25 protein-coding genes are annotated in these 23999 nt (G+C 31.8%); 14 read left to right on the top strand and 11 right to left on the bottom strand.

Features of this window, described 5'->3' with window-relative positions; genetic code table 11:
• Positions 1–6 precede the first annotated feature (6 nt).
• The gene (locus OJ995_RS04730; RefSeq protein ID WP_264368365.1) at positions 7–411 is read right to left on the bottom strand and encodes an OB-fold protein; all 405 of its coding nucleotides are present in this window, start codon (positions 409–411) and stop codon (positions 7–9) included.
• A 17-nt stretch (positions 412–428) separates the two neighbouring features.
• Here OJ995_RS04730 and OJ995_RS04725 point away from each other — a divergent pair, with 17 nt between their 5' ends.
• The 6 genes from OJ995_RS04725 (at position 429) to OJ995_RS04700 (ending at position 3920) form a co-directional block, all read left to right on the top strand.
• Complete coding sequence (locus OJ995_RS04725; RefSeq protein ID WP_264368364.1) at positions 429–794, top strand: c-type cytochrome; 366 nt, start codon at positions 429–431, stop codon at positions 792–794.
• Between the two features lie 16 nt (positions 795–810).
• The gene (locus tag OJ995_RS04720; RefSeq protein ID WP_264368363.1) at positions 811–1350 is read left to right on the top strand and encodes a YceI family protein; all 540 of its coding nucleotides are present in this window, start codon (positions 811–813) and stop codon (positions 1348–1350) included.
• Between the two features lie 43 nt (positions 1351–1393).
• The gene (locus OJ995_RS04715; protein WP_264368362.1) at positions 1394–2068 is read left to right on the top strand and encodes a hypothetical protein; all 675 of its coding nucleotides are present in this window, start codon (positions 1394–1396) and stop codon (positions 2066–2068) included.
• 186 nt (positions 2069–2254) lie between these two features.
• Positions 2255–2776, top strand: a complete 522-nt coding sequence (locus tag OJ995_RS04710; RefSeq protein ID WP_264368361.1) for a hypothetical protein — start codon at positions 2255–2257, stop codon at positions 2774–2776.
• A gap of 27 nt (positions 2777–2803) precedes the next feature.
• Positions 2804–3292, top strand: a complete 489-nt coding sequence (locus tag OJ995_RS04705; RefSeq protein WP_264368360.1) for a glycosyl-4,4'-diaponeurosporenoate acyltransferase CrtO family protein — start codon at positions 2804–2806, stop codon at positions 3290–3292.
• 127 nt (positions 3293–3419) lie between these two features.
• Positions 3420–3920 carry a TPM domain-containing protein gene (locus OJ995_RS04700; RefSeq protein ID WP_264368359.1) on the top strand — a complete coding sequence of 167 codons (501 nt, stop codon included), beginning with the start codon at positions 3420–3422 and terminating at the stop codon, positions 3918–3920.
• Between the two features lie 202 nt (positions 3921–4122).
• On the opposite strand, the gene carB is transcribed toward OJ995_RS04700, so the two are convergent.
• Both carB and rpmH read right to left on the bottom strand, forming a co-directional pair.
• Positions 4123–6978, bottom strand: a complete 2856-nt coding sequence (gene carB, locus OJ995_RS04695) for a carbamoyl-phosphate synthase large subunit (RefSeq protein WP_264368358.1) — start codon at positions 6976–6978, stop codon at positions 4123–4125.
• Positions 6979–7151: 173 nt separating this feature from the next.
• Positions 7152–7313, bottom strand: coding sequence for a 50S ribosomal protein L34 (rpmH, locus tag OJ995_RS04690; RefSeq protein ID WP_007136275.1), 162 nt, complete (start codon positions 7311–7313; stop codon positions 7152–7154).
• 167 nt (positions 7314–7480) lie between these two features.
• Here rpmH and OJ995_RS04685 point away from each other — a divergent pair, with 167 nt between their 5' ends.
• Together OJ995_RS04685 and OJ995_RS04680 are read left to right on the top strand one after the other, a co-directional pair.
• Complete coding sequence (locus tag OJ995_RS04685) at positions 7481–7996, top strand: DUF2892 domain-containing protein (protein WP_111567763.1); 516 nt, start codon at positions 7481–7483, stop codon at positions 7994–7996.
• 137 nt (positions 7997–8133) lie between these two features.
• Positions 8134–8832: a TlpA family protein disulfide reductase gene (locus OJ995_RS04680; RefSeq protein ID WP_264368357.1), complete on the top strand. Its 699-nt coding sequence runs from the start codon at positions 8134–8136 to the stop codon at positions 8830–8832.
• Between the two features lie 85 nt (positions 8833–8917).
• Here the strand turns inward: OJ995_RS04680 and OJ995_RS04675 are convergent, their stop codons facing one another.
• The 3 genes from OJ995_RS04675 to OJ995_RS04665 are packed head-to-tail and all read right to left on the bottom strand — an operon-like array spanning position 8918 to position 10854.
• Positions 8918–9286: a sulfite exporter TauE/SafE family protein gene (locus tag OJ995_RS04675; protein ID WP_264368451.1), complete on the bottom strand. Its 369-nt coding sequence runs from the start codon at positions 9284–9286 to the stop codon at positions 8918–8920.
• A gap of 7 nt (positions 9287–9293) precedes the next feature.
• The gene (locus tag OJ995_RS04670) at positions 9294–10187 is read right to left on the bottom strand and encodes a transglycosylase SLT domain-containing protein (RefSeq protein WP_264368356.1); all 894 of its coding nucleotides are present in this window, start codon (positions 10185–10187) and stop codon (positions 9294–9296) included.
• A gap of 7 nt (positions 10188–10194) precedes the next feature.
• The gene (locus OJ995_RS04665) at positions 10195–10854 is read right to left on the bottom strand and encodes an alpha/beta hydrolase family protein (protein WP_264368355.1); all 660 of its coding nucleotides are present in this window, start codon (positions 10852–10854) and stop codon (positions 10195–10197) included.
• A gap of 51 nt (positions 10855–10905) precedes the next feature.
• Between OJ995_RS04665 and OJ995_RS04660 the strand changes: the two genes are divergently transcribed.
• A complete protein-coding gene (locus tag OJ995_RS04660) occupies positions 10906–11187 on the top strand; it encodes a GNAT family N-acetyltransferase (protein WP_133610790.1) in 282 nt (93 codons plus the stop codon).
• A 40-nt stretch (positions 11188–11227) separates the two neighbouring features.
• On the opposite strand, the gene mtaB is transcribed toward OJ995_RS04660, so the two are convergent.
• The 3 genes from mtaB to OJ995_RS04645 all read right to left on the bottom strand — a co-directional run bounded on the left by mtaB (position 11228) and on the right by OJ995_RS04645 (position 14250).
• Positions 11228–12556 (bottom strand): tRNA (N(6)-L-threonylcarbamoyladenosine(37)-C(2))-methylthiotransferase MtaB, encoded by a 1329-nt coding sequence (gene mtaB, locus OJ995_RS04655; RefSeq protein ID WP_133610792.1) that lies wholly within the window; start codon positions 12554–12556, stop codon positions 11228–11230.
• A gap of 148 nt (positions 12557–12704) precedes the next feature.
• Positions 12705–13880 carry a GlmU family protein gene (locus OJ995_RS04650; protein ID WP_264368354.1) on the bottom strand — a complete coding sequence of 392 codons (1176 nt, stop codon included), beginning with the start codon at positions 13878–13880 and terminating at the stop codon, positions 12705–12707.
• Positions 13881–13998: 118 nt separating this feature from the next.
• Positions 13999–14250 carry a type B 50S ribosomal protein L31 gene (locus OJ995_RS04645; RefSeq protein WP_026724762.1) on the bottom strand — a complete coding sequence of 84 codons (252 nt, stop codon included), beginning with the start codon at positions 14248–14250 and terminating at the stop codon, positions 13999–14001.
• 219 nt (positions 14251–14469) lie between these two features.
• Here OJ995_RS04645 and OJ995_RS04640 point away from each other — a divergent pair, with 219 nt between their 5' ends.
• From OJ995_RS04640 to OJ995_RS04620, 5 genes are all read left to right on the top strand, one after another.
• Positions 14470–15009, top strand: a complete 540-nt coding sequence (locus OJ995_RS04640; protein WP_264368353.1) for a DUF4199 domain-containing protein — start codon at positions 14470–14472, stop codon at positions 15007–15009.
• A gap of 4 nt (positions 15010–15013) precedes the next feature.
• Positions 15014–15955, top strand: a complete 942-nt coding sequence (locus tag OJ995_RS04635; protein ID WP_264368352.1) for a glycosyltransferase family 2 protein — start codon at positions 15014–15016, stop codon at positions 15953–15955.
• 39 nt (positions 15956–15994) lie between these two features.
• Positions 15995–17722, top strand: coding sequence for a phospho-sugar mutase (locus OJ995_RS04630; protein ID WP_264368351.1), 1728 nt, complete (start codon positions 15995–15997; stop codon positions 17720–17722).
• Complete coding sequence (locus OJ995_RS04625; protein WP_264368350.1) at positions 17723–19552, top strand: ABC transporter ATP-binding protein; 1830 nt, start codon at positions 17723–17725, stop codon at positions 19550–19552. It abuts the gene before it with no gap.
• 159 nt (positions 19553–19711) lie between these two features.
• The gene (locus OJ995_RS04620) at positions 19712–20413 is read left to right on the top strand and encodes a hypothetical protein (RefSeq protein ID WP_264368349.1); all 702 of its coding nucleotides are present in this window, start codon (positions 19712–19714) and stop codon (positions 20411–20413) included.
• A 361-nt stretch (positions 20414–20774) separates the two neighbouring features.
• Here the strand turns inward: OJ995_RS04620 and OJ995_RS04615 are convergent, their stop codons facing one another.
• A complete protein-coding gene (locus OJ995_RS04615; protein ID WP_264368348.1) occupies positions 20775–21488 on the bottom strand; it encodes a hypothetical protein in 714 nt (237 codons plus the stop codon).
• Positions 21489–21530: 42 nt separating this feature from the next.
• Positions 21531–23993, bottom strand: coding sequence for a TonB-dependent receptor (locus tag OJ995_RS04610; RefSeq protein ID WP_264368347.1), 2463 nt, complete (start codon positions 23991–23993; stop codon positions 21531–21533).
• Between the last annotated feature and the right edge of the window lie 6 nt (positions 23994–23999).

The raw sequence follows: 23999 nt of genomic DNA, 5'->3' as shown, positions 1-23999 counted from the left end.
TATATATTAATCTTCCACAATGCATTGATCCATTCTTAATTCTTCGAAAAGCTCATCATACCCAATGAATCGGCCTTTTAGTTTTACCAAATCGCCTTTATTCACTTTATCAATTTCATCATTTGATGTTAAAGCTATAAGCTTGTCGTCAAGAGTTATGATATTCTGATTTAAATCCAAAGCTGTTACTTTTCCGTATATCGTAATAGTTTGGTCAGCATAAGTAGCGCTAGAAGAAACAGCATCTGTAGCAAAGTTTTTTCCTAATTCACTTACACTAATTTCAAATGCAGCTGCTTCAGATTGAATGTCTCTGTGCGATTGATATAAATAAAAATACAATGCAGAAATGGTAACAATCATAACCGAAGAAATGCCCAATAATAACTTAAACTTTAATTTTTTATTCATAACTAATATTTTTTAAAATGAAAAAAACAATAACCAAAATCACACTTTTTACACTTGTCTTAATCGTATTTAATAGCTGTACTGAAGACAGTGTTTCTGATTTAACCGAAACTGAAATCCCAACTACAGTTAGCTATCAAAATGATATCAGACCTATTATTCAAAACAATTGTTTGAATTGTCATGGAAATCCAACCAACTTTGGAGCACCAAATTCTCTTATTACTTACGAAAATGTTAAAGCTTCGGTTTTAAATAATTTAATTAATCGAATTTCGAGAGCAGAAGGCACATCAGGAGCAATGCCGTTAGGTGGACCAAGATTATCACAGAATGATATTGATCTTATAATAGAATGGCAGAATGCCAATTTTCCGCAATAACTAAATCTTTATATTTATGAAAACTAAAATAATTGCCCTTTTGCTATTAATTAGCTGTTCTTCTATAGCACAAGACAAAATGATTACCAAAACCGGTAGTATTTCTTTTGAAGCCTCAGTGCCATCATTTGAAGAAGTTAAAGCAAAAAATTCAGGCGTTTCTTGTGTGTTAAATACTCAAACTGGCGAAATAGCTTCATTAGCCTTAATGAAAGGATTTAGATTTAAAGTAGCTTTAATGGAAGAGCATTTTAACGAAAATTATGTAGAAAGCGACAAATTTCCAAAGGCAACTTTTAAAGGAAAAATTGAAAATTTCGATATTTCTAAGATTACCACAACTGCAACTAATTACACCATCAAAGGGAAATTAGAACTTCATGGAAAAGTAAAAGACATAACAATATCAGCAAAAATTAAGAAAGGAAAAGATGGCATGGAAATTGTTTCTGACTTTACTGTTAATACAGATGACTTTGACATTGAAATCCCAAGTGTAGTAAGTAAAAAAGTTACCAAGAAAGTAAATGTTCGATTTGAATTTGTATTAAAATAGTATTTTATTATATTTACAACTATTATACAAACAAGAAACTCACATGAAAAAAATCACACAAATTGCATTAACTGCCCTGTTATTTGTAGGAATTACAGCCAATGCACAAACACAATTAAAAAAAGGTTCTGTAACTTACAACATGACAATGCCTGGTGCAAGTGAAGAAATGGCCGCTATGGGCGAAAGCACTATAACTGTTCATTTTAATGAATCAATGCAAGCTACCGACATGAGTATGATGGGTGGCATGATGTTAATGAAAACTATTGTTCCTACTGAGAATAAAAAAGATTCTAAAATGACAATGGAAGTAATGGGTATGAAATATGAAATTACTGACGTTGGTGAAGAAGCTTCTAAAACTTCTAAAGGTCTTAGCAACTTAGATGATGCTAAAGAAATTGTTTACGACAAAAAAGATACAAAAGAAATCGTAGGATTTAAATGCTACAAAGCTACTGTAACAATGAATGATGATACAAAAAGTACATTCTATGTTACTGAAGCAATTGCACCACAAGCACCAACATCCGCAGATGCTAAAGTTAAATTAACTGGTTATCCTTTAGAAATAAAGGTTCAAACTGCACAAGGTGAAATGATTATGACTGCTACCAAATTTTCTAAAGAAATTCCAGCAGATGCATTTAAAGTTGGCGAAGGCTTTACAAAAGTAACTATGGAAGAATTCCAAAAACAAATGGGTGGTATGTAATACCAACTATTTTTTGATATAAAAAGCACTGAGAAATCGGTGCTTTTTTTGTTTGTTACAATATGATGATGTAGAAAATCATTTGATGATTTGTAAGGTTTTTTCATTATTTTTGAAAGAAAATATAACTGATACTTATCAGACATATAAACAAGTTATACAACATTTATCAAAAAACCGAAAAAAATGAATATAATAAAAAAATCTTTAATTTTTTCAACAATTCTAATTTTGTTTAGTTGTGGAACTTCACACAATTATACTATGAATAACTTGAATCAAAATTTTTATCAAAATAAAACCATTTACTTTATTTTAGATACGAATAGCATAAAAGAAGTTAAAATGAGTGGATTATACACAACAACAATTTTCGATGATAATTATCCACCAATCGTTGAGGATGTATTTAAGGAATCAATCGAGGAACTTGCAAAAGAAACAAAGTTTGACTTAAAATTTATAAAAGATAGGAATAATATCTCAAGTAATGAAATTGTTGTCGAAGCAAAAATATCTGAAATTTCTTGGCATTTTGGATTTTCTAGAGCTACATTTAGGACTAAATTAGAGTATAATATACTAAATTCGAATGATATTTATGAAACAGATGGAATTAGAAAAAGTGGTGGCGGTTCAAAAACAAACAACTTGCGTAAATCCCTTAAAGATGCAAATTACAAGTTTCTTAAAAAATTTGAAAAATAAACATTAATAAATTAACCATAATTTAAAGTGATATTAAAACATTTAAGTTTCAGCATTTCAATTGTATTCATTTCTTTTATTGTTGGAATGATTTTGACAGTATTAATAAGAAAAACAAATTTTTACAATTCAATTTTATCAAATCTTAATTTTGTAAAAAGCGATAAGACAAATAAAATTATAGGAGTTGGAATAGTTAAATGGATTGTGAAAAACACATTTTTTAAATTCTTAAACCAAAAACTAAAATTTGAAAGAAAAATTAACATTTCAGAAGTGAAAAATATTCGAAATGAAATGACTAAAGCTGAAATAGATCATTTATTTGCATTCATTTTTGTTTTAATTATAGTTATTTATGAGTTGTTTTATCAAAAATATCTTTTGGCATTTATTATGTTAATTGTAAATATAGTAATGAATTTATTTCCTTCATTATTACAACAACAAAACAAAAGGAGAATCGACAAATTAATTTTTAAGTTTGAAAATAAAGATAAAAAAATTAAACATTGATAAAAAAAACTGCTGGTAATACACGTTTGCGTTCCGAAAGAAATTTTATCTTAGCAAAAAAACTCAGCACCAAATTTCGCAACTGAAACCAAGCGTAGGAACGTTGATAGCAATTTAAACCTAAATTATGAATAAAACATACTTTATAATTCTCCTTACTATCCTATTTACCAACACTTTTTTTGCTCAAGTAAATCCACAATTAGAAAACAAAAAAGGAAATTTACCAGAAATTTTATATTTCGTTAATGATTTTGAAGGTATACTTTCATGGGAAGAAGTGCCAATCATAGATGAAAAACTAGAAGCGTATTTCAAACAATCTGAACACAAAATTATTTTGGTAACAACTCCTTCAATCGATCCTTATGAAGACATTTTCAATTACTCATTAGATTTGGCTATAAACATAAATACAAAACAAAAGAAAAATGCTGAAATTGTAATTGTTATTAGTAAAAATCTTAGAGAAATTCAAATTCAAAACGTAGACCAAATTAGAGAGAAACTTACTGATGAAGAAACTAAAAACATTATAGAGAATTTTATAATTCCGGAATTTAAAAATGATAAATATTTTACTGGAATTATTAATGGTATTGAGCAAATTAAAAAAGAACTTCAATAAACCTTTTTAAAACCAATGCTATTTTTAACCGTTAAATGAAATTCTTTGGATATTCGAGCGCCATATTTCATAACAAATAATTCGTAAATTTCCTCATCAGTCTTAAGCAGTTTAACGTTACTATCAAAGCTAAAAGCTATTAGACAACTCGCCATTTTTAAAGTATAAAAAAATCCCAATCTTACGATTGGGATTTTCTGTATTACTTTGTTAAGTACATTTTTCTTCTGGCATACAAATCGTAGAATTGATCGTCTTTTAAATCATCTATGAATAAGATGCTTTCTCCAGTTGATTTCATTTCTGGTCCTAATGCTTTGTTTACATTTGGAAACTTACTGAAAGAGAAAACTGGTTGCTTAATCGCATATCCTTTCAATTGCGGATTGAAAGTAAAATCGGTTACTTTATTGTGACCTAACATTACTTTTGTTGCATAATTTACATACGGTTCGCCATACGCTTTTGCAATAAACGGAACTGTACGAGAAGCTCTTGGATTCGCTTCAATAATATAAACCGTATCGTCTTTTATCGCAAACTGAATATTGATTAAACCAACAGTTTGTAAAGCTCTCGCGATTTTTTCCGTGTGGTCTTTGATTTGTTGCATTACAAATTCGCCCAAGTTAAAAGGAGGCAAAGTTGCGTTACTATCACCTGAGTGAACTCCACATGGCTCAATGTGCTCCATAATTCCTATGATGTACACATTTCCATCCGCATCGCAAATAGCATCTGCTTCAGCTTCGATTGCGCCATCTAAATAATGGTCTAACAATAATTTATTTCCAGGAATCGATTTTAATAAATCAATTACGTGTTCTTCTAATTCTTGTTTGTTAATCACAATTTTCATTCCTTGTCCGCCCAATACATACGAAGGACGAACTAATAATGGGAAGTCTAACGTATCTGCTAATACCGAAGCTTCTTCCGCACTTTCTGCAATTCCAAACTTAGGAAAAGGAATATTTAATTTAGTTAACAATTCTGAAAAACGACCTCTATCTTCCGCTAAATCCAAAGCATCGAATGAAGTTCCTAAGATTTTAATACCGTACTTGGCTAATTTTTCAGCTAATTTTAAAGCCGTTTGTCCACCTAATTGAACGATTACACCTTCTGGTTTTTCGTGTTGGATGATATCGTAAATATGTTCCCAAAAAACAGGCTCGAAATACAATTTATCTGCCGTATCAAAATCAGTAGAAACCGTTTCTGGATTACAGTTAATCATGATGGTTTCGTAACCACACTCTTTAGCCGCTAAAACACCGTGAACACAAGAATAATCGAACTCAATTCCTTGGCCAATTCGGTTTGGTCCAGAACCTAAAACGACAACTTTTTTCTTATCGGTAACAATACTTTCATTGTGAACGTATTTGGTTCCGTCTGCTTTTTCAATTTCAGCTTCAAAAGTCGAGTAGAAATAAGGCGTTACTGCTTTAAATTCTGCCGCACACGTATCTACTAATTTGTAAACACGTCTGATATTTTGTTCGTCACGCAATTTGTGTACTTGACTTTCCAAACATCCCATCATGTGCGCAATTTGGCGATCTCCGTAGCCTTTTTGTTTTGCTTCTAACAGCAATTCTCTTGGTAACGTATCTACTTTATAATTCGAAATTTCTCTTTCTAAATGGAATAATTCTTCATATTGTTTCAAGAACCACATGTCGATTTTAGTAATCTCGTGAATTCTACTTAATGGAATTCCCATTGCGATGGCGTCATAGATTACGAAAACTCTGTCCCAACTCGCGAAAGTTAATTTTTCGATGATTTGTTCGTAGTTTTTATAACCTTTTCCGTCTGCTCCTAACCCATTACGTTTGATTTCTAACGACTGAGTAGCCTTGTGAAGCGCTTCTTGGAACGAACGTCCAATTCCCATCACTTCACCTACCGATTTCATTTGAAGTCCTAACGTACGGTCTGAACCTTCAAATTTATCGAAGTTCCATCTTGGTATTTTAACGATTACATAATCTAACGTTGGTTCAAATAAAGCCGAAGTTGATTTTGTAATTTGATTTTGTAATTCATCTAAGTTATATCCTAAAGCTAATTTCGATGCGATTTTTGCAATTGGATAACCCGTAGCTTTTGAAGCTAATGCAGAAGAACGAGATACACGAGGATTGATTTCAATTGCTACGATATCTTCTTTATCATCTGGTGAAACTGCGAATTGTACGTTACAACCTCCAGCAAAATTTCCGATAGAGCGCATCATTAAAATCGCCATATCACGCATTTTTTGGAATGTTGTGTCCGATAAAGTCATCGCTGGCGCCACTGTAATCGAATCTCCAGTATGAATTCCCATTGGGTCCATATTTTCAATCGTACAGATGATTACTACGTTGTCGTTACTATCGCGTAATAATTCTAATTCGTATTCTTTCCACCCCATTAAAGCCTTGTCAATCAACACTTCGTGAATTGGTGATGCTTCTAAACCGTAAGTTAATGCACCATCAAAATCTTCTTTTTTGTAAACAATTGCTGCTCCAGTTCCTCCTAAAGTAAACGAAGGACGGATTACTAATGGAAAACCAAACTCCTGAGCAATTTCTTTTCCTTGTAAGAAAGAGTTAGCCGTTTTAGCTGGTGCTTGCGGAATTCCGATTTTATTTAATAAGTTTTTGAATTGCTCTCTATCTTCAGTAATGTTGATGGCATTGATATCTACACCAATTAATCTTACGTTGAAATCTTTCCAAATTCCTTTTTCATCGGCTTCAATACAAAGATTTAAAGCAGTTTGCCCTCCCATGGTTGGTAAAACAGCATCAATTTGAGGATGCGCTTTAAGGATTTCAATAATAGATTTTGTGGTAAGCGGTTTTAAGTAAACATGATCGGCCATGGATGGGTCGGTCATAATCGTTGCAGGGTTTGAGTTAATTAAGATAACTTCAATTCCTTCTTCACGAAGTGAGCGAGCCGATTGAGAACCTGCGTAGTCAAATTCGCAAGCTTGACCAATTACGATAGGTCCTGATCCAATAATTAATACCGATTTGATTGTGGTGTCTTTAGGCATTGTGTTGTTGTTTTGTTGTTGTGGGTTGTAGTTATATTGTGATTATAAAATTACTAATTTTCAAAGAGTTGCATCAAAATGAACTTCAAAACTTATTCAAATTTTATAAACAGTTTAAAAAAAAGCCGCTACTAATAAAAGTAACGGCTGATATATTGTTTTAAGCTAAAACATTATTTTTTGTGTCTTGGTTCGCAAGAAACAGTTAACTTATGTCTTCCTTTAGCTCTTCTACGAGCAAGCACTTTTCTTCCATTAGCAGAAGCCATTCTATCCATGAAACCGTGCTTATTTCTTCTTTTTCTTTTTGATGGTTGAAACGTTCTCTTACTCATTGTAGTATCTTTTAAAATCTATAAATAAAAATCTTTTTTAAAACTCATAGGTTTCCTATCCTGAAAACCGAGTGCAAATATACAAAGACTTTTTTCATTCGCAAGTACTTTTTTAAAAATATTTTTAATTGATTTTATTACCTTTGCATCAAACAAAAAATAACAATATGTTTCACAAAAATATCAAATTAGTTTTAGCAGCCTTAGTTATAGCATTCGGAATTTATCAATTCACAGAAAATAATATAGGTAATGGTATCTTTTTACTATTATTTTCTACCATTTTTATTTTCTTATATTTTAAAAACGAATTCATTTTATTAGCTTTTTTAAAATTAAGAAAACAAGATTTTCCTGGCGCACAAAAATGGTTGGCACACATTAAAAACCCAGAAGCAGCTTTAGTAAAAAAACAACAAGGTTATTTTAATTACTTACATGGCTTAATGGTTTCGCAAACAAACCTTAATGAAGCTGAGCGTTATTTCAAAAAAGCAATTGCTTTAGGATTGTCTATGGACCAAGATTTAGCTTTAGCTAAATTACAATTAGCAGGAATTGCTATGACAAGAAGAAGAAAAATGGAAGCAACTTCTTTATTGAATGAAGCTAAGAAATTAGACAAACAAAATATGTTGAAAGATCAAATTAAAATGATGAAAGACCAAATGAAAAAAATGTAATTCACTCATTTTCAACACACAAAAGCACCTTTAGAGGTGCTTTTTTTGTTTGTTTATCGAGTAATTTTTTAGTTTGACGAGTTTTTTAGCTTTAAGTATTTCATTTTCATAGCTTTAACCTAATTAAATGTAAGACTATGAAAAAGTTATACTTTACATTATTTTTGGTTTTAAACACTGCAACAACTTTTGCAACCAAAGATAGTCTTGCCCTATTTTCAACTGCTGTACAAAAGAATATTAAAACCTATATTCGTCATAGCAACAAAGCCTACACTAATAAAGAGTATCAAAAAGCAACCTTTTTGTTTGATTCGCTTGTGAACGAAACATTAATTGGAACTCGCTTTGATGATTTTTCTTTTAAACGAATTGGTAAAAAAAGATTACAATTGAGTACTATACAACTACCCACTATAATTTTTACCTATGCTTCTTGGTGTGTGATGGAAAAAGGGGAAATTCCAGCTTTAAATAAATTAGCACAAGAATACAAGGGAAGAATAAAAATTATAGTGGTTTTTTGGGATAAAAAACAAAATATGAAGAAAATTGCTCGCAAATTCAATTCAAACATTGAAGTTTGTTATGCACATCAAGATTATAGCAAAGACACAAAAGCCATACAATTACTCAAAAATGCTTTAGGATTTCCAACAACTTATTACTTAGATGAAAACAGAAAACTTGTTAGTCTTAAAAAAAGAAGCTTAAAACCTGTTTATAAAATCGATTTAAAGACTTCTACACAAAATTGTATCGCTTTTTTTGATGAAGAAATTAAAAATCTATTAATAACAAATAGCTTCAATAAAAGTATATTAGCAGAACATTAAATTCACCATACAGAAAAACACCCTTTTTGAGTCACTTAAATTCTACTCTACAATCTCAAAAACCTATTGATTTTCTGTATGGTTTTTATTTTCCAAGTAACATCTTTCCTGCAATAAGCAAAAGAATAAAACCAAATACTTTTTTGAGCATCTTTTGATCTAAACTAACAGCCATTTTACTTCCAAAATACCCTCCAACTACAAAGAAAACAGCAATTATTCCCACATAGCGCCAATCGATATAACCTTCTTTGTGATAGGTATACACCGCAATTGCAGTTACTGGAACCACTAAAACTGCTAAACTAGTTCCTTGCGCCTGATGTTGGTTAAAACCTAAAAACAACACTAACAAAGGCACCATAACAACACCTCCACCTACTCCAACTAATCCACTTAGAATTCCAGCTAAAACACCAATTAAGACTAAAGACAGAACTACTTGAATATCCATAGGACGTTTATTGTTTGTTATATCCTGAAGTTGGAATTTCGATTTCATATTTTTTACCTGTTGTAATCGTTAATTTTTTATCTCGCAACCAAGGATTGTGGATTTTTAAAATCTTATAATTTACACCTTGTGTTTTAGCAAATTTTGCTAAATCAGTAATGGAAGAGTCAATCACAATCTTTTTTGTTGGAATATTGTAATAAAGCGCTTCGTTTGGAATATTAAATCCATACTTTTCTGATTTTGACATAATTTCTTTCAAAGCTAAAATTCGGAAAACATAACGTGAAGTTTCTTCAGTAAGTAATAAATCGTAATAATCCGCTACTTGCTGTTCTTCCATTTTTTTACTGATTCCGTTCATTCCACCATTATACGAAGCCGCTGCTAACGTCCAAGAACCGAATTTCTCCTTTGCTACCAATAAATACTTACAAGCCGCTTCAGTTGATTTTTCTAAATGATAACGTTCATCTACCTCATCACTTACTTCCATTCCTTTTTCTTTAGCTGTTGCAGGCATAAATTGCCAAACACCTCTTGCTCCTGCAGGCGAAACTGCATTTACTAAACTACTTTCTATTACGGCTAAATATTTAAAATCATCTGGAACTCCATATTTTTTTAAGATAGGTTCTATGATAGGAAAAACTTTATTCGCACGTTTAATTACCAAAGTCGTATTGGTATGATAATTCATATTGGTAATCATTTCTTTGTCCAAACGTTCTTGAACATCAGCCATAAAAGTAGGCACTTCTTCTCCTGCAAAATCCATTTTTAGATTATAACCTACTGGCGCATATTTTGTTCCATCAGAAACTACTCCATAAATAAAAAAACTTCCTAAAGCGGCTATTAATGCTACAATCGCTACTTTCTTTGTCAATACCTTTTTCATTATTCTTTTATTTTAATATTAATTTAGGTAGATTTTCATTCAACCACTTGAATTTATTTACAATCATAATATGTGTTCCGCCTTTTAAAACAATGCAATTTTGAATGTTTTTAATTGGAAAAACCTCATCAGCATCGCCATGAATATGAATTACTGATTCGTTTATTTCTTTTTGTTTCCAACACAAAATGGTTTCAATTGCCCAATCCAAATAGTTTTTATCTCGTACCGATAAATATCGTTCGTACAACTTCAATCGTTTCGCCACAATATTATCACCAAATGCATATTTAACCAATTTTTCAATATCTGCCAAAAGTTGGGTCGGAATTAACTTATAAGCTTTAGTCGCTTTCGCAACTTTAAAACGCGATGGAAATTCGGTATTGGATTTTACACTCGAAATGATAATTACTTTACGCACTTTCATATGCTTAGCCATTTCCTGAACCAAAACTCCTCCAAAAGAAACTCCAACTAAAACTGGATTTTCATCTTGAATTTTCTCAGTCATTCTAAGCGCGTAACTTTCAATACTTTCTTTATCATCGGGCAAAAACCATTCCAAAAAATGCATTTCAAATTGGTCTTCTGGTAATTTTATGTTTTCGAAAATTGTAGGACTTGCTGCCAAACCTGGCATGAAATAAACTGGAATCTTACTCATTACCATTATATTAAAAAAGTTTCGTAAATTTGCACTCTAATTGAAGTTATCATGGAAATCAAAGATAATGAACTTTTAAGACAATTTGAAATTATTACGGAAACTGGTTTGGTTGCAATTGAGTACTCTGTACAAGAACGCAAGCTGTTTTTAACCAAATTTTGTAATAACAATAATGAAGATGAAGAGTTGCATCATGAATTTATTAAAACCGTACTAGAACTAGCTGAAGAACGAAAACTAAAAGTGGTGCCAACGCACGCAAAGTTCATAAGTTTCTTTAGAAAAAACAGAAAATATCGAGAGCTTTTGCCTCCAGGGTTAATGATTTAATCCTAAAAAAATCCCAAGCCTATTAAACTTGGGATTTTTTTTATGCTTCAACGTTTATGAATTCCATTCTTACACTTCCGTCTTCGTCTATTTTGGTTAGATTAATTTCGTGTAATGTATTAACTAATTCTGGATTCCAAGGTGTTTTTACTTTTACGTAATTCTCTGTAAATCCGTGGATATAACCTTCTTTATTTTCGCTTTCGAATAAAACGGTTCTATTGGTTCCAATTTGACTTTCATAAAACGCTCTTCTTTTCTTAACTGAAAGTCCGCGTAGCATTTTACTTCTTTTCGAACGCACATTAGCTGGCACTACTCCATCCATATCAACCGCTTCTGTATTATCTCTTTCCGAATAGGTAAAAACGTGTAAATACGAAATATCTAAATCATTCAAAAAATGATACGTTTCTAAGAAATGTTCATCAGTTTCACCTGGAAATCCAACAATCACATCTACTCCAATACAAGCATGAGGCATTACTTCGCGAATTTTTGCAACACGTTCAGTATACAATTCACGCATGTAACGACGTTTCATTTTCTTCAAAATATCGTTAGAACCTGATTGTAAAGGAATATGAAAATGAGGAACGAATGTTCGACTTTGTGACACAAATTCGATAGTTTCATTTTTCAACAAATTAGGTTCGATAGAAGAAATTCGCAAACGCTCGATTCCTTCTACTTCATCTAAAGCTTTTACTAAATCTAAGAAAGTGTGTTCGTGTTTTTTATTTCCGAATTCCCCTTTTCCGTAATCACCAATATTTACTCCTGTTAATACAATTTCTTTGATGCCTTGTTGTGAAATTTCAGATGCATTTTTCAATACATTTTCTAATGCATCACTTCGAGAAATTCCTCTTGCTAATGGAATCGTACAATAAGTACATTTATAATCGCAACCATCTTGTACTTTTAAGAAAGCACGAGTTCTGTCGCCAATTGAATAACTTCCAACGTAAAAATCGGCTTCTTCGATTTCGCATGAGTGAACTTCACCCATGTCGTTTTTCGACAAGTCATTAATATAATCGGTGATTTTGAATTTTTCTGTTGCTCCTAAAACCAAATCTACGCCATCAACTGCGGCTAATTCTTCTGGTTTTAATTGGGCATAACAACCAACTGCTGCAACAAATGCTTTATCATTCAGCTTCATTGCTTTTTTAACAATCTGCTTGAATTGTTTGTCGGCATTATCGGTAACCGAACACGTATTAATTACATAAATATCTGCAATTTCCTCGAAATCAACACGTTCAAAACCTTCATTTTGAAAATCACGTGCAATTGTAGACGTTTCTGAGAAGTTCAATTTGCATCCTAAAGTGTAGAATGCGACTTTTTTCTTGTTTTCCATAAGTAAAACTCAATTAATGAAATCGTTGTCAAAAAATTGAGAGTGCAAAGATAGTTAAATTTGAAAATTATTTCATTTGAAAATTTGAAAATGTAATTAGAGTCAAAGTAATATTCAAATACATACATCTTCAAATTTTCAAATTAGATTACTCTTTTCTATACTTCTTCGTTTCTTCAAAAACGTGTTCTAAAATTTTAGCATCTTCTTCTGTGAATTCTACATGACGGCGACTCATTACAATTTTAGCGGTTTCGAAAGCTTTTTTAGTGATGTAAGTGGTGAATCCAGAAGCACCTCCCCATGAGAAACTTGGCACAAAATTTCTTGGAAATCCAGATCCAAAAATATTCGTTGAAACTCCAACCACAGTTCCTGTATTAAACATCGTATTGATACCACATTTACTGTGATCGCCCATCATTAATCCACAAAATTGTAAGCCTGTGCGTGCAAAACCTTCCGTTTCATAACTCCACAAACGCACTTCTTCATAGTTGTTTTTTAAGTTGGAATTATTTGAATCAGCGCCAATGTTACACCATTCTCCTAAAACGGAATTTCCTAAAAATCCATCATGTCCTTTATTAGAATAACCAAATAAAACCGAGTTATTTACTTCTCCACCAATGCGACAATGTGGACCAACAGTTGTTGCTCCGTAAACTTTAGTAGCTAATTTCACTTGTGCTTCTTCGCACAAAGCAAATGGTCCACGAATAACCGAACCTTCCATGATTTCCGCATTTTTTCCGATGTAAATTGGACCTGTTGAAGCGTTTAACGTTACAAATTCCAACTTCGCTCCTTCTTCAATGAAGATGTTTTCAGGTGCAATTACGTTGACGCTTTTTGGAATGGGTTGGGAAAATCTATCTTCTGTAAGTAATTCGAAATCTTCACGAATAGCCGCATCATTCTTTGCAAAAATATCCCATGTATTTTCAATTCTTAAAACGTCACCTTCGTATTCAATTAATTCATATTCATCAAAATCGATATCTTCTTGCGTATCATTTGTATGAAAAGCGATGATTTCTTCTCCAAAAAGAATCGCTTCTTTAGGATTCAAATTTTGAACCATATCAATTAAAATCGGATTGGGTAAAAAAGAAGCGTTAATCATGATGTTTTCTTCCATTTCTACCATTGGATATTTGTCCATCAAATATTCTTCTGTAAGCGTTGTGGTGGTATATCCTAGATATTTTTCCCACTTTTCACGAATCGTTAAAATTCCGATACGAATATCAGCAACTGGACGAGTAAAAGTAAAAGGAAGTAACGCATTGCGAACGGTTCCGTCAAAAAGTATATAGTTCATTATGTTGAATTGTTAAAGTGATGAATTGTTTAAAACAATACTCAAAAGTAGGAAGATTTAGGCAATAAAAAAAGCCTCACCTAAGTGAAGCTTTTCTCTATTTTGAAAAAGCGAAAAATTATTTAGCTTTTTTAGCGTATTTGCTGTTGAATTTATCAATACGACCTGCAGTATCAATAAGTTTAGATTTACCTGTGTAAAAAGGGTGAGATGTTCTAGAAATCTCCATTTTGAAAACTGGATACTCAACACCTTCGTGAGTAATAGTTTCTTTAGTTTCTACTGTAGATTTAGTGATAAAAACATCTTCATTTGACATGTCTTTAAATGCAACTAATCTGTAATTTTCTGGGTGAATACCTTTTTTCATTTTGTAAATCTTTTTATTAAGCGATTATAACTTGTTTCGCGGCTCTACATTAAAAGAGGTGTAAACATTTTATAACCTTTTGGTTTATAAACTTTTTATTTCAGAGTGCAAAATTACATTTATTTTTTAATCTAACAATCTTTATGTAACTTTTTTTTATTTTTTATCACTCATATAGAACGATTAGAATTCTTATATTTGTAAATTAATTTAACTCTTATGACAGAAACAGTCTCTCCAGGCAAATCAGCCGTGAATTTTGGTGTTACCTTTGGTATAATAATGATTTTACAATTTGTAATCATGTATGTTTTAGACATCAATCCGCAAGAATCCCCTGCAATTGGTGTTTTAATTAATGTTTTAAACTATCTTATTTTACCTTTTGCACTAATTTATTTAGCTGCAAATAATTACAAAACTAAGATAAACCATGGTTTTATATCGTTGGGAGAAACAATAAAAATCGGACTTACAGTTTGTGCCATTGCTGCTTTAATGTATGGTGTATTTTATTTAGCTTTCGATTTTATCTTTCCTGAATTTAAAGAAGAATTATTAACTAAAATTCAAGAGATAACTGTAAAACAAAACCCAACCTTAACATCTGAGCAACTTAAAATGTCGATGAAATTCGTAAAAATATTCATGAATCCTTACATTGTAGTTCCTTTCACTATTGTAATGTATTGTGTTATCGGATTGATACATTCTTTAATTGTTGGTGTAATTGTTAAAAAAGACAAACCTGTATTCTAAATAAATGAATTTATCTATAGTTATCCCATTATTAAACGAACAAGAATCGTTACCAGAGTTACACAATTGGATTGTGAAAGTGATGCAAACGCACAACTATTCATACGAAATCCTATTTATCGATGATGGTAGTACCGATGCTTCTTGGAATGTTATTTCAAAATTATCTCACGAAAATCCGAATGTAAAAGGAATCCGTTTTCTTAGAAATTACGGAAAATCACAAGCCTTACATGCTGGTTTTGCCAAAGCACATGGTGATGTTGTAATTACCATGGATGCCGATTTACAAGATAGTCCTGATGAAATTCCAGAATTATTCCGTTTAATTACAGAAGATAATTATGATTTGATTTCGGGATGGAAGAAAAAACGTTACGATTCTGTTGTAGCGAAAAATATTCCGTCAAAATTATTCAATTGGGCTGCTCGAAAAACGTCTGGAGTTCATTTAAATGATTTCAATTGCGGATTGAAAGCCTACAAGAATATTGTTATTAAAAACATAGAAGTTTCAGGTGAAATGCACCGTTATATTCCAGTATTAGCTAAAAATGCAGGATTTGGAAAAATCGGTGAAAAAGTCGTGATTCATCAAGCTAGAAAATACGGAAGTTCTAAATTCGGAATGAGCCGTTTTATCAATGGTTTCTTAGATTTAATTACGATTTGGTTTTTATCAACTTTCGGGAAAAGACCAATGCATCTTTTTGGATTATTAGGTTCAATTATGTTTGTGATTGGATTTTTATTTGCTTTCTATTTAGGAATCGACAAATTATTCATCAACACTTCTGGAAGATTAATTACCGAAAGACCACAATTTTATTTGTCGTTAACCGCAATGTTAATTGGAACACAATTATTCTTAGCCGGATTTTTAGGTGAAATTATCCTAAGAACCAAAAACAACGAAGAACGTTATAAGATTTCAGAAGTATTATAATATATGAGAAAACAATAGTTCTCTCAAAACATACAGATTATGCATATCGAACAAAGTATTTTAAATAAAGTAAACGAGTGGTTAACCCCAACATTTGACGAAGCAACTCAAGCAGCTATAGAAGAAATGATGACTTCGGCTCCAAAAGAGTTAGAAGAAAGTTTCTATAAAAACTTAGAGTTTGGAACAGGCGGAATGCGCGGTGTTATGGGTGTTGGAACCAATCGTATCAACAAATATACATTAGGTAAAAACACACAAGGTTTATCTGATTATTTACATAAATCGTTTCCAAATGAGCAATTAAAAGTAGCTATTGCTTATGATTGTCGTCATAACAGTAATACATTGGCTAAAGTAGTAGCTGATGTGTTTTCGGCTAACGGAATTAAAGTGTATTTGTTTTCGGATATGCGCCCAACTCCTGAATTATCATTTGCAGTTCGTTATTTGAATTGTCATGCAGGAATTGTGTTGACTGCTTCTCACAATCCACCAGAATACAACGGATACAAAGTATATTGGCAAGATGGCGGACAATTAGTTCCACCTCAAGATGCCGAAATTATTAAGGTAATCGAAGATTTAAAATACAGCGAAATTAAGTTCGAGGCCAACAACGATTTAATCGAATATATTGATACTGAAGTAGACGAAGCTTTCGCGAAATCAACTGTTGAAAATGCAAGTTTTAACACACCAACAGAAGCTAAAGCGAATTTAAAAATCGTTTATACTTCGTTGCACGGAACTTCGATAAAAGCCATTCCAAATGTATTGGCAAAAGCTGGTTATACTGATGTCAATATCGTTCCAGAACAAGCGGAACCTAATGGTGATTTTCCAACCGTAGTTTCTCCAAATCCAGAAGAACCTGAAGCGTTGTCAATGGCAATTACTTTAGCTGAGAAAATAGGTGCTGATATGGTTGTGGGAACTGATCCAGATTCTGATCGTTTAGGTGTTGCTGTTCGTGATTTAGATGGGAAAATCAAATTATTGAATGGAAACCAAACTATGGTAATCATGACGGCTTTCCTATTAGAACAATGGAAACGCGCTGATAAATTCCAAGGAAACGAATTCATTGGTTCGACCATTGTTTCTACTCCAATGATGTTGGAATTAGCAGCAGCTTATGATGTAGAATGTAAAGTAGGATTAACAGGTTTTAAATGGATTGCAAAATTCATTAAAGATTTTCCAAATCAACAATTTGTTGGTGGTGGTGAAGAAAGTTTTGGATTTATGGTAGGTGATGCCGTTCGTGATAAAGATGCGGTTGCAGCTATCTTGTTAGTAAGTGAAATTGCAGCACAAGCAAAAGCTTCAGGAAGTTCATTATATCAAGAACTATTGAATTTATACATTGATTTTGGATTTTATAAAGAATCTTTAATTTCGATTACCAAAAAAGGAATTGAAGGCGCTAACGAAATCAAACAAATGATGATTGATTTACGCGAAAATCCGCTAAAAGAAATTAACGGTCAACGCGTAATTTGCATCGAAGACTATCAAGCTTCCAAAGGAAAGGATTTCATGAATAACGAAGAATTTGAAATTCATATTCCCAAATCAAACGTATTAATTTACTATTTAGAAGACGGAAGTAAAATTTGCGCAAGACCAAGCGGAACCGAACCTAAAATTAAATTCTATTTCAGCGTAAATGGAGTTTTAGAAAAAATTGAAAACGCTGAATCAGTAGAAAAAGAATTAGATAACAAAATTGCTGGCATTATTTCGGCAATGAAATTAAACTAAATGGACGAAAATTTAAAGAAAATAATTCCGTTTGCCCTGAAGTACAAGAAGGATATTGTAATGAATATTATCTACAACATCTTTTATGCTTTTTTTTCAACTTTATTGATGATTTCAATGATTCCGACATTGAATGTGATATTCGGATTAAATGAAAGAATTACAACTAAACCGGTTTTCAATGGTATTGGTGAAATTAAAGATTTTTCAGAAAATTATTTAAATTACAAAGTCACACAACTTACAGCTGAAAATGGATTTGAATTTGCGATACTCTTTGTTATTTCAATAATTATTGGTACTGCTTTCCTAAAAAACATCACAAATTATTTTGCATCATATCATGTTACTAGATTAAGAAATGGTGTTTTAAAGGATTTACGTGAAAAATTATATAACGTAATTATACATTTACCTGTTTCATATTACTCTGAGAGAAGGAAAGGTGATGTTATGTCTAGAATGCTTGGTGATGTAAACGAGGTTAAAAATTCTTTTTTTCAAGTACTTGAATTAGTAGTTAGAGAACCTTTAACAATCTTATTTTCCATCTTGACAATGTTTTTTATAAGCCCAAAACTAACATTCTTTGTCTTTTTATTTATACCTATTTCAGGTTTTATTATTTCTAGAGTTGGAAAAAATTTAAAATCAAAATCAACTAAAGCTCAAGAACAAAATGGCATTCAGATTTCAATTTTAGACGAAACTCTAAGTGGAATGAAAGTAGTTAAAGGATTTAATTCAGAAAATATATTTATAACTAAATTCAATTCTTCTTTAAATCGTCTTTTAAGATTATCAAATAGTATAGGAAATAAAAACAACTTAGCTTCACCTTTAAGTGAATTTTTAGGAATAATTACCATTGCTGTTTTACTTTGGTATGGAGGCCAATTAGTAATCGTAGATAAATCTTTAGCTCCAACAACTTTTATAGCATATATTGCATTAGCATATACAATTTTAACTCCAGCAAAGGCTATTTCTAAAGCATCCTATCAAGTAAAAACAGGTTTAGCTGCTGCTGAAAGAGTTTTTTCACTACTTGAACAAGAAAACACAATTGTAAATAAACCTGATGCCATATCTAAAAACTCTTTCGATTCTTCCATCACTATTGAAAACATCAACTTTAAATACGAAGAAGAAAATGTTCTTAAAAACTTCTCATTAGAAGTTCCAAAAGGAAAAACAGTGGCTTTAGTAGGCCAATCAGGTTCTGGAAAAAGTACCATTGCGAATTTATTGACGCGCTTTTATGATGTACAAGAAGGAAGTGTAAAAATCGATGGCATCGACATCAAGGATATGACTTTAGAATCGTTGCGTCATTTAATGGGATTAGTTACTCAGGATTCGATTTTATTTAACGATACGATTAAAAACAACATTCTATTAGGGAAGCAAGATGCAACGGATGAAGAAATTATTGCCGCTTTAAAAGTAGCCAATGCTTACGAATTCGTAAAAGATTTACCCAACGGAATTGAAACCAACATTGGTGATGCTGGAGGAAAACTTTCAGGTGGACAAAAACAACGTTTATCGATTGCGAGAGCCGTTTTGAAAAATCCACCAATTATGATTTTAGATGAAGCTACTTCTGCTTTAGATACGGAAAGCGAAAAATTTGTTCAAGTGGCGCTAGAAAACATGATGCAAAACCGAACATCCATTGTAATTGCACACCGATTATCAACTATTCAAAAAGCGGATAAAATTGTTGTAATGCAAAAAGGCGAAATCGTAGAGCAAGGAACACATGACGAATTGTTAGCATTAAACGGAACATATTCGAAATTGGTGATGATGCAGAGTTTCGAATAAATTAGCACGCAGAAAAACAGATTTCTATATTTTAAACATAAAGTCACATAAGTTTTTAGAAGTTGACTATCTTTATGTATTAAGTTCATTTAAGATTTTTGAAATTCCATAAATCTATTTTCCTAAATTTGAGATTGAACTTGTAATTGAACTTAAAAAATGTACGTAAACCATCCAAATATCAAACTGCCTGATGACAATGATACCATTGTTTGGAAGTATTTGGACTTGTCTAAGTTTTTAGACATGTTGTTGTCGCAACAGTTGTTTATGTCGCGTTCTGATAAGTTTGAAGACCAATATGAAGGCACATTTTCAGAACCTACTTTTGAGGAAATCAAGAAAATTGCTGCTAACAATCCAAAGTTTTTAGATTACTATAAATCCCATCGTGAAAAAGTAGTGATTAGTAGTTGGCACATCAACGAATACGAATCGTTTGCCATGTGGCAGATTTTTACCCAAAATACAGAAGGTTTAGCCATTCAAACTACTATTGGAAGACTAAAAGAAGCCTTACAACCTGAAAGACAAACCGAACAATATATTGGCGCTGTAAATTATATTGATTACAAAAAGGAGTTTATTCCGTTTGAGGATACGTTTTTCCCTTTTTTGTTTAAGCGTAAAAGTTTTCAGTACGAAAGAGAAATTCGTATTATTTCTGACGTTTCTAACAACGGAATGAAAATCGATAATGGATTAAAAGTTGATGTCAATATCAACCAATTGATTGAAAAAATCTACATTCATCCAAAAAGTGAAAACTGGTATAAAAAACTCGTAATTGAATTGGTTTCTAAACTAGGATTTGATTTTGAAATTGAAAAATCAGATTTAGAAAGTGATATTTTGATTTAGAAAATCTTCTGGAACACTGATTTATAAAATTTGATATGTTTATTGATTTCTTTTTTTAAAGAAAATTGAAAATTAAAAAAGTAAACTTATCTTTAAAAATCACTAAGAGTAAAAGCGAGATTAGAGTAGAAATAAAGAAAGACTTAGTAAATCCATTTTTTGAATTTCTTTTAAAGAAAAGATACTTTAGAAGAACACCTAACACAAAAATGTAAACTAAAAGATTCGTGATAACCATAAAGGATTGTCCAAAAATCAAAATATTTCCCAAACCATCTTGACCCTCGGCAAAAGACACATTACAAAGCAGTAAAAAACAGGAAAGAAAAATCAGTTTAATTCTCATCAAGTAATCAAAAACTTAATTAGGAGTATACATTTCCACTTTCCACTCGTTGTTTAACAAGTTTACATAGTGATAATGTACTTTGTCTTTTTTATCAAAAGCGCCGTTTTTATTGATATCTTCGATACATCTAAAGTATAAACGATTTTGTGCTTCAATTATATTCCAATCGATTAATTCTTGAAACTCTTCAGAAAGTTTAGTAAACTTACTACCGCTAATTGTACTCAAATACAAGGATTTAATATCATTTTGATCTACTTTTCCATCTTTATTAGTATCCGAATCAACTAAAGAATAAACCACAATTTGCTTTTTAGTTTTTGCAGCAATGGTATTTAAGTAGGTAGCTGTTTGAATTTGGATTTTTTTATCAGTCAAAGGTTTTATCGAAGTGGAATCCACATGTTGAAAGTTCAAATTATCAAAATATCCTGTAATTTCAAATCGGTTGTAGTTTGAAATGGCATAGCTTACTTGGTTCGTTTTACTACTTCCGTATACTTTACTATCCGTATCATACACACGAACATCACCAACCGGATGAATTAGATATTGTGTCCCTTCCATTAAAATAGGTAAATCGGCTACTTTTATTGAACCGCTATCTCGTACCACAACTTCTGCTTTAGCTTTACCTTCTTCGTAAATTACTTTTGGAGTTGTTTCTTCTTTTTTACAACTTAGTAAAGTCATAAATAAAACTAATGAAAAAAGGATACGTTTCATTCTGAAAATTTTATAGTCAAATATACTAAAATTATTCTTGGCTTACAATCGGGCAACCAATTTGATGTTGAAAACACGAGTCGTCATGTAATTGGGAATACCGTATTGCGATTTGGTATATACATCTCTTACCCAAGTATTCGTAATTGAATTTTGGTTGTTAAACAAGTTGAAAATCTCTAAACCTAATGAAAACTCATTAAATGGTTTCAACCAAGTTTTAGTCGATTTGATGCTTTCATCTTTAAACACATAAGAAAACCCAACATCGGCTCTGCGATAATCATTTAAACGTAATTGATAAGCATATGGATCAGCGTATGAAGGCGAACCTCCTGGCAATCCTGTGTTGTAAACTAAATTTAGATATAATTTTAAGTTGGGAATATTAGGCATATAATCTTGAAACAACATTCCAAATTTCAATCTTTGATCAGTTGGACGAGCGATAAAACCTCTTCCGTCTTGATTTTCTTCTGTTTTTAAATAGCCAAAACTAAACCAAGATTCTGTTCCAGGAACAAATTCACCATTCAAACGAGCGTCAAATCCGTAAGCGTAAGCTTCTGCATTGTTATTGGCTCTATATCGAATACGAACATTATCAATTGTATAGGTATTGACATCCGTGATATTTTTATAGTACGCTTCTGAAACTAGTTTAAAAGGACGTTTCCACATTTTAAAGCTAAAGTCATTACTTAAAACGATATGAACAGACTGTTGTGCTTTTACATTGGTTTGCACTACTCCATTATAATCTCGGAGTTCCCTGTAAAATGGCGGTTGGTGATACAAACCTCCCGATAATCGGAACATCATGTCTTTATTCCAATCGGGTTTAAAGGCAAATTGAGCTCTTGGCGAAAAAGTCATTTGAACATCGCCATCAGGTCTTCCATCCGCTTTTACTTGCCATTCGTGTGCGCGAATTCCTGTGTTTAACCAATATTCGTGACTTCCAATTTTTCCTCGATAATTCCATTGTACATAACCAGAAAGGCGGTTGATTTTTGTATAATTTGTCGCTCTAATATTTTGATAAGGTGCTAATGGTCCAACATACGGATTATAAGGTTGATCATTAATATAATCTAAAATAGGATTTGGTAATGAAAAACCAGCAGAATCAATTACTTCCCATTCTACTAAACGGTCTCTAATGTCTTCTAAAGTAAATTTAGCGCCCCATTCTAATTGGGACTTTTCGTTTAATTCATGAAATCCTTTCACTTCAGCATTTACAATTAATGCATCCAAATCGTTACGAGCATGATTTAATTGCGAACCAATTCCGCGAGAAAAAACAACATCTCCAAACGTTTCCGAACCAATATTGGAATCAACTTCACCCAAACGATATTCAGCTAAAATATCATAATATTCTTGCTCTTGTGTATGATAAGCAGAAGCGATAAACTTCAACTTATTTTTTTCATTGTATTGATACACCGCTTTTCCAGCACCAAAAAGGGTAAGATAATTATCTTTTTCTTGTCCTTCATAAAACACTAAAAGTGCAATAGGTTCATCTATGGTTCCAAAATTCGTTTGACGCGTTAATGGTTGGTAATTGTATTTATTTTGAGAAATATTACCCAAAAAACTGTATTGCCATTTAGCCGAAGCATTGAAATTCAACAAACTTTGCACATCAAAAAACGTAGGTCTAAAATTAGTTTGTGTTTCCTGACTATTGACTAAAAGACTATTATCGCGATAACGAATACCAGTAATATTACTCCATTTTTGATCTTTTGAAACGCCTTCTACTGTTAAACTTCCTCCTAACAAACTAGCTTCTATACTTGCACCAAAACGCTTAGGATTTCGGTAGGTAATATCTAAAACTGAAGACAATTTATCACCATATTTAGATTGGAAACCACCCGCAGAAAAGTCTACATTTTGAACCATATCCGTATTGGTAAAACTCAATCCTTCTTGTTGTCCCGAACGAATCAAAAAAGGACGATAAACTTCTATTTCGTTCACATATACTAAGTTCTCATCGTAATTTCCGCCTCTTACTGCGTATGAAGTACTCAATTCGTTATTTGAATAAACCCCTGGCAATGTTTTGATTATATTTTCAATTCCAGGGTTTGCTCCAGGAATTTTACGAATAACTACGGGATCAATAGTTGTTACACCGTCAATACGTTTTTTACTGTTTCCAATTACAAAAACTTCTCCAATTTCTTCAATTTTCGAATTCATAACAGGGTTCAGCTCAAAATCTTCATTTGGCTTAAGATTTAAATTTAATGTGATTTTTTTTAATGATACATGCGAAAAAGTAATGGTAACTTTTGTATTGGCTTCAACCTCCAAAATATAAAAACCATTTTCATTGGAAACTGTTCCTTTGTCTCCTACTTTTACTGCTACGTTTTCAACTGGATTATTAAATTCATCTAAAATAACACCTTTAACTCGAGCCTTTTGAGCCGAAACGGTTAAAGAAAATAAGCTTACAAAGAATACAAAAAATATATTTTTCAAAAGAAT

The sequence above is a fragment of the Flavobacterium lacisediminis genome (genome assembly GCF_025909975.1).
In the GTDB taxonomy this organism is placed as follows: domain Bacteria; phylum Bacteroidota; class Bacteroidia; order Flavobacteriales; family Flavobacteriaceae; genus Flavobacterium; species Flavobacterium lacisediminis.
Note: the sequence above shows the minus strand (reverse complement) of the source record. Positions and strands in the feature narration are given on the sequence as shown.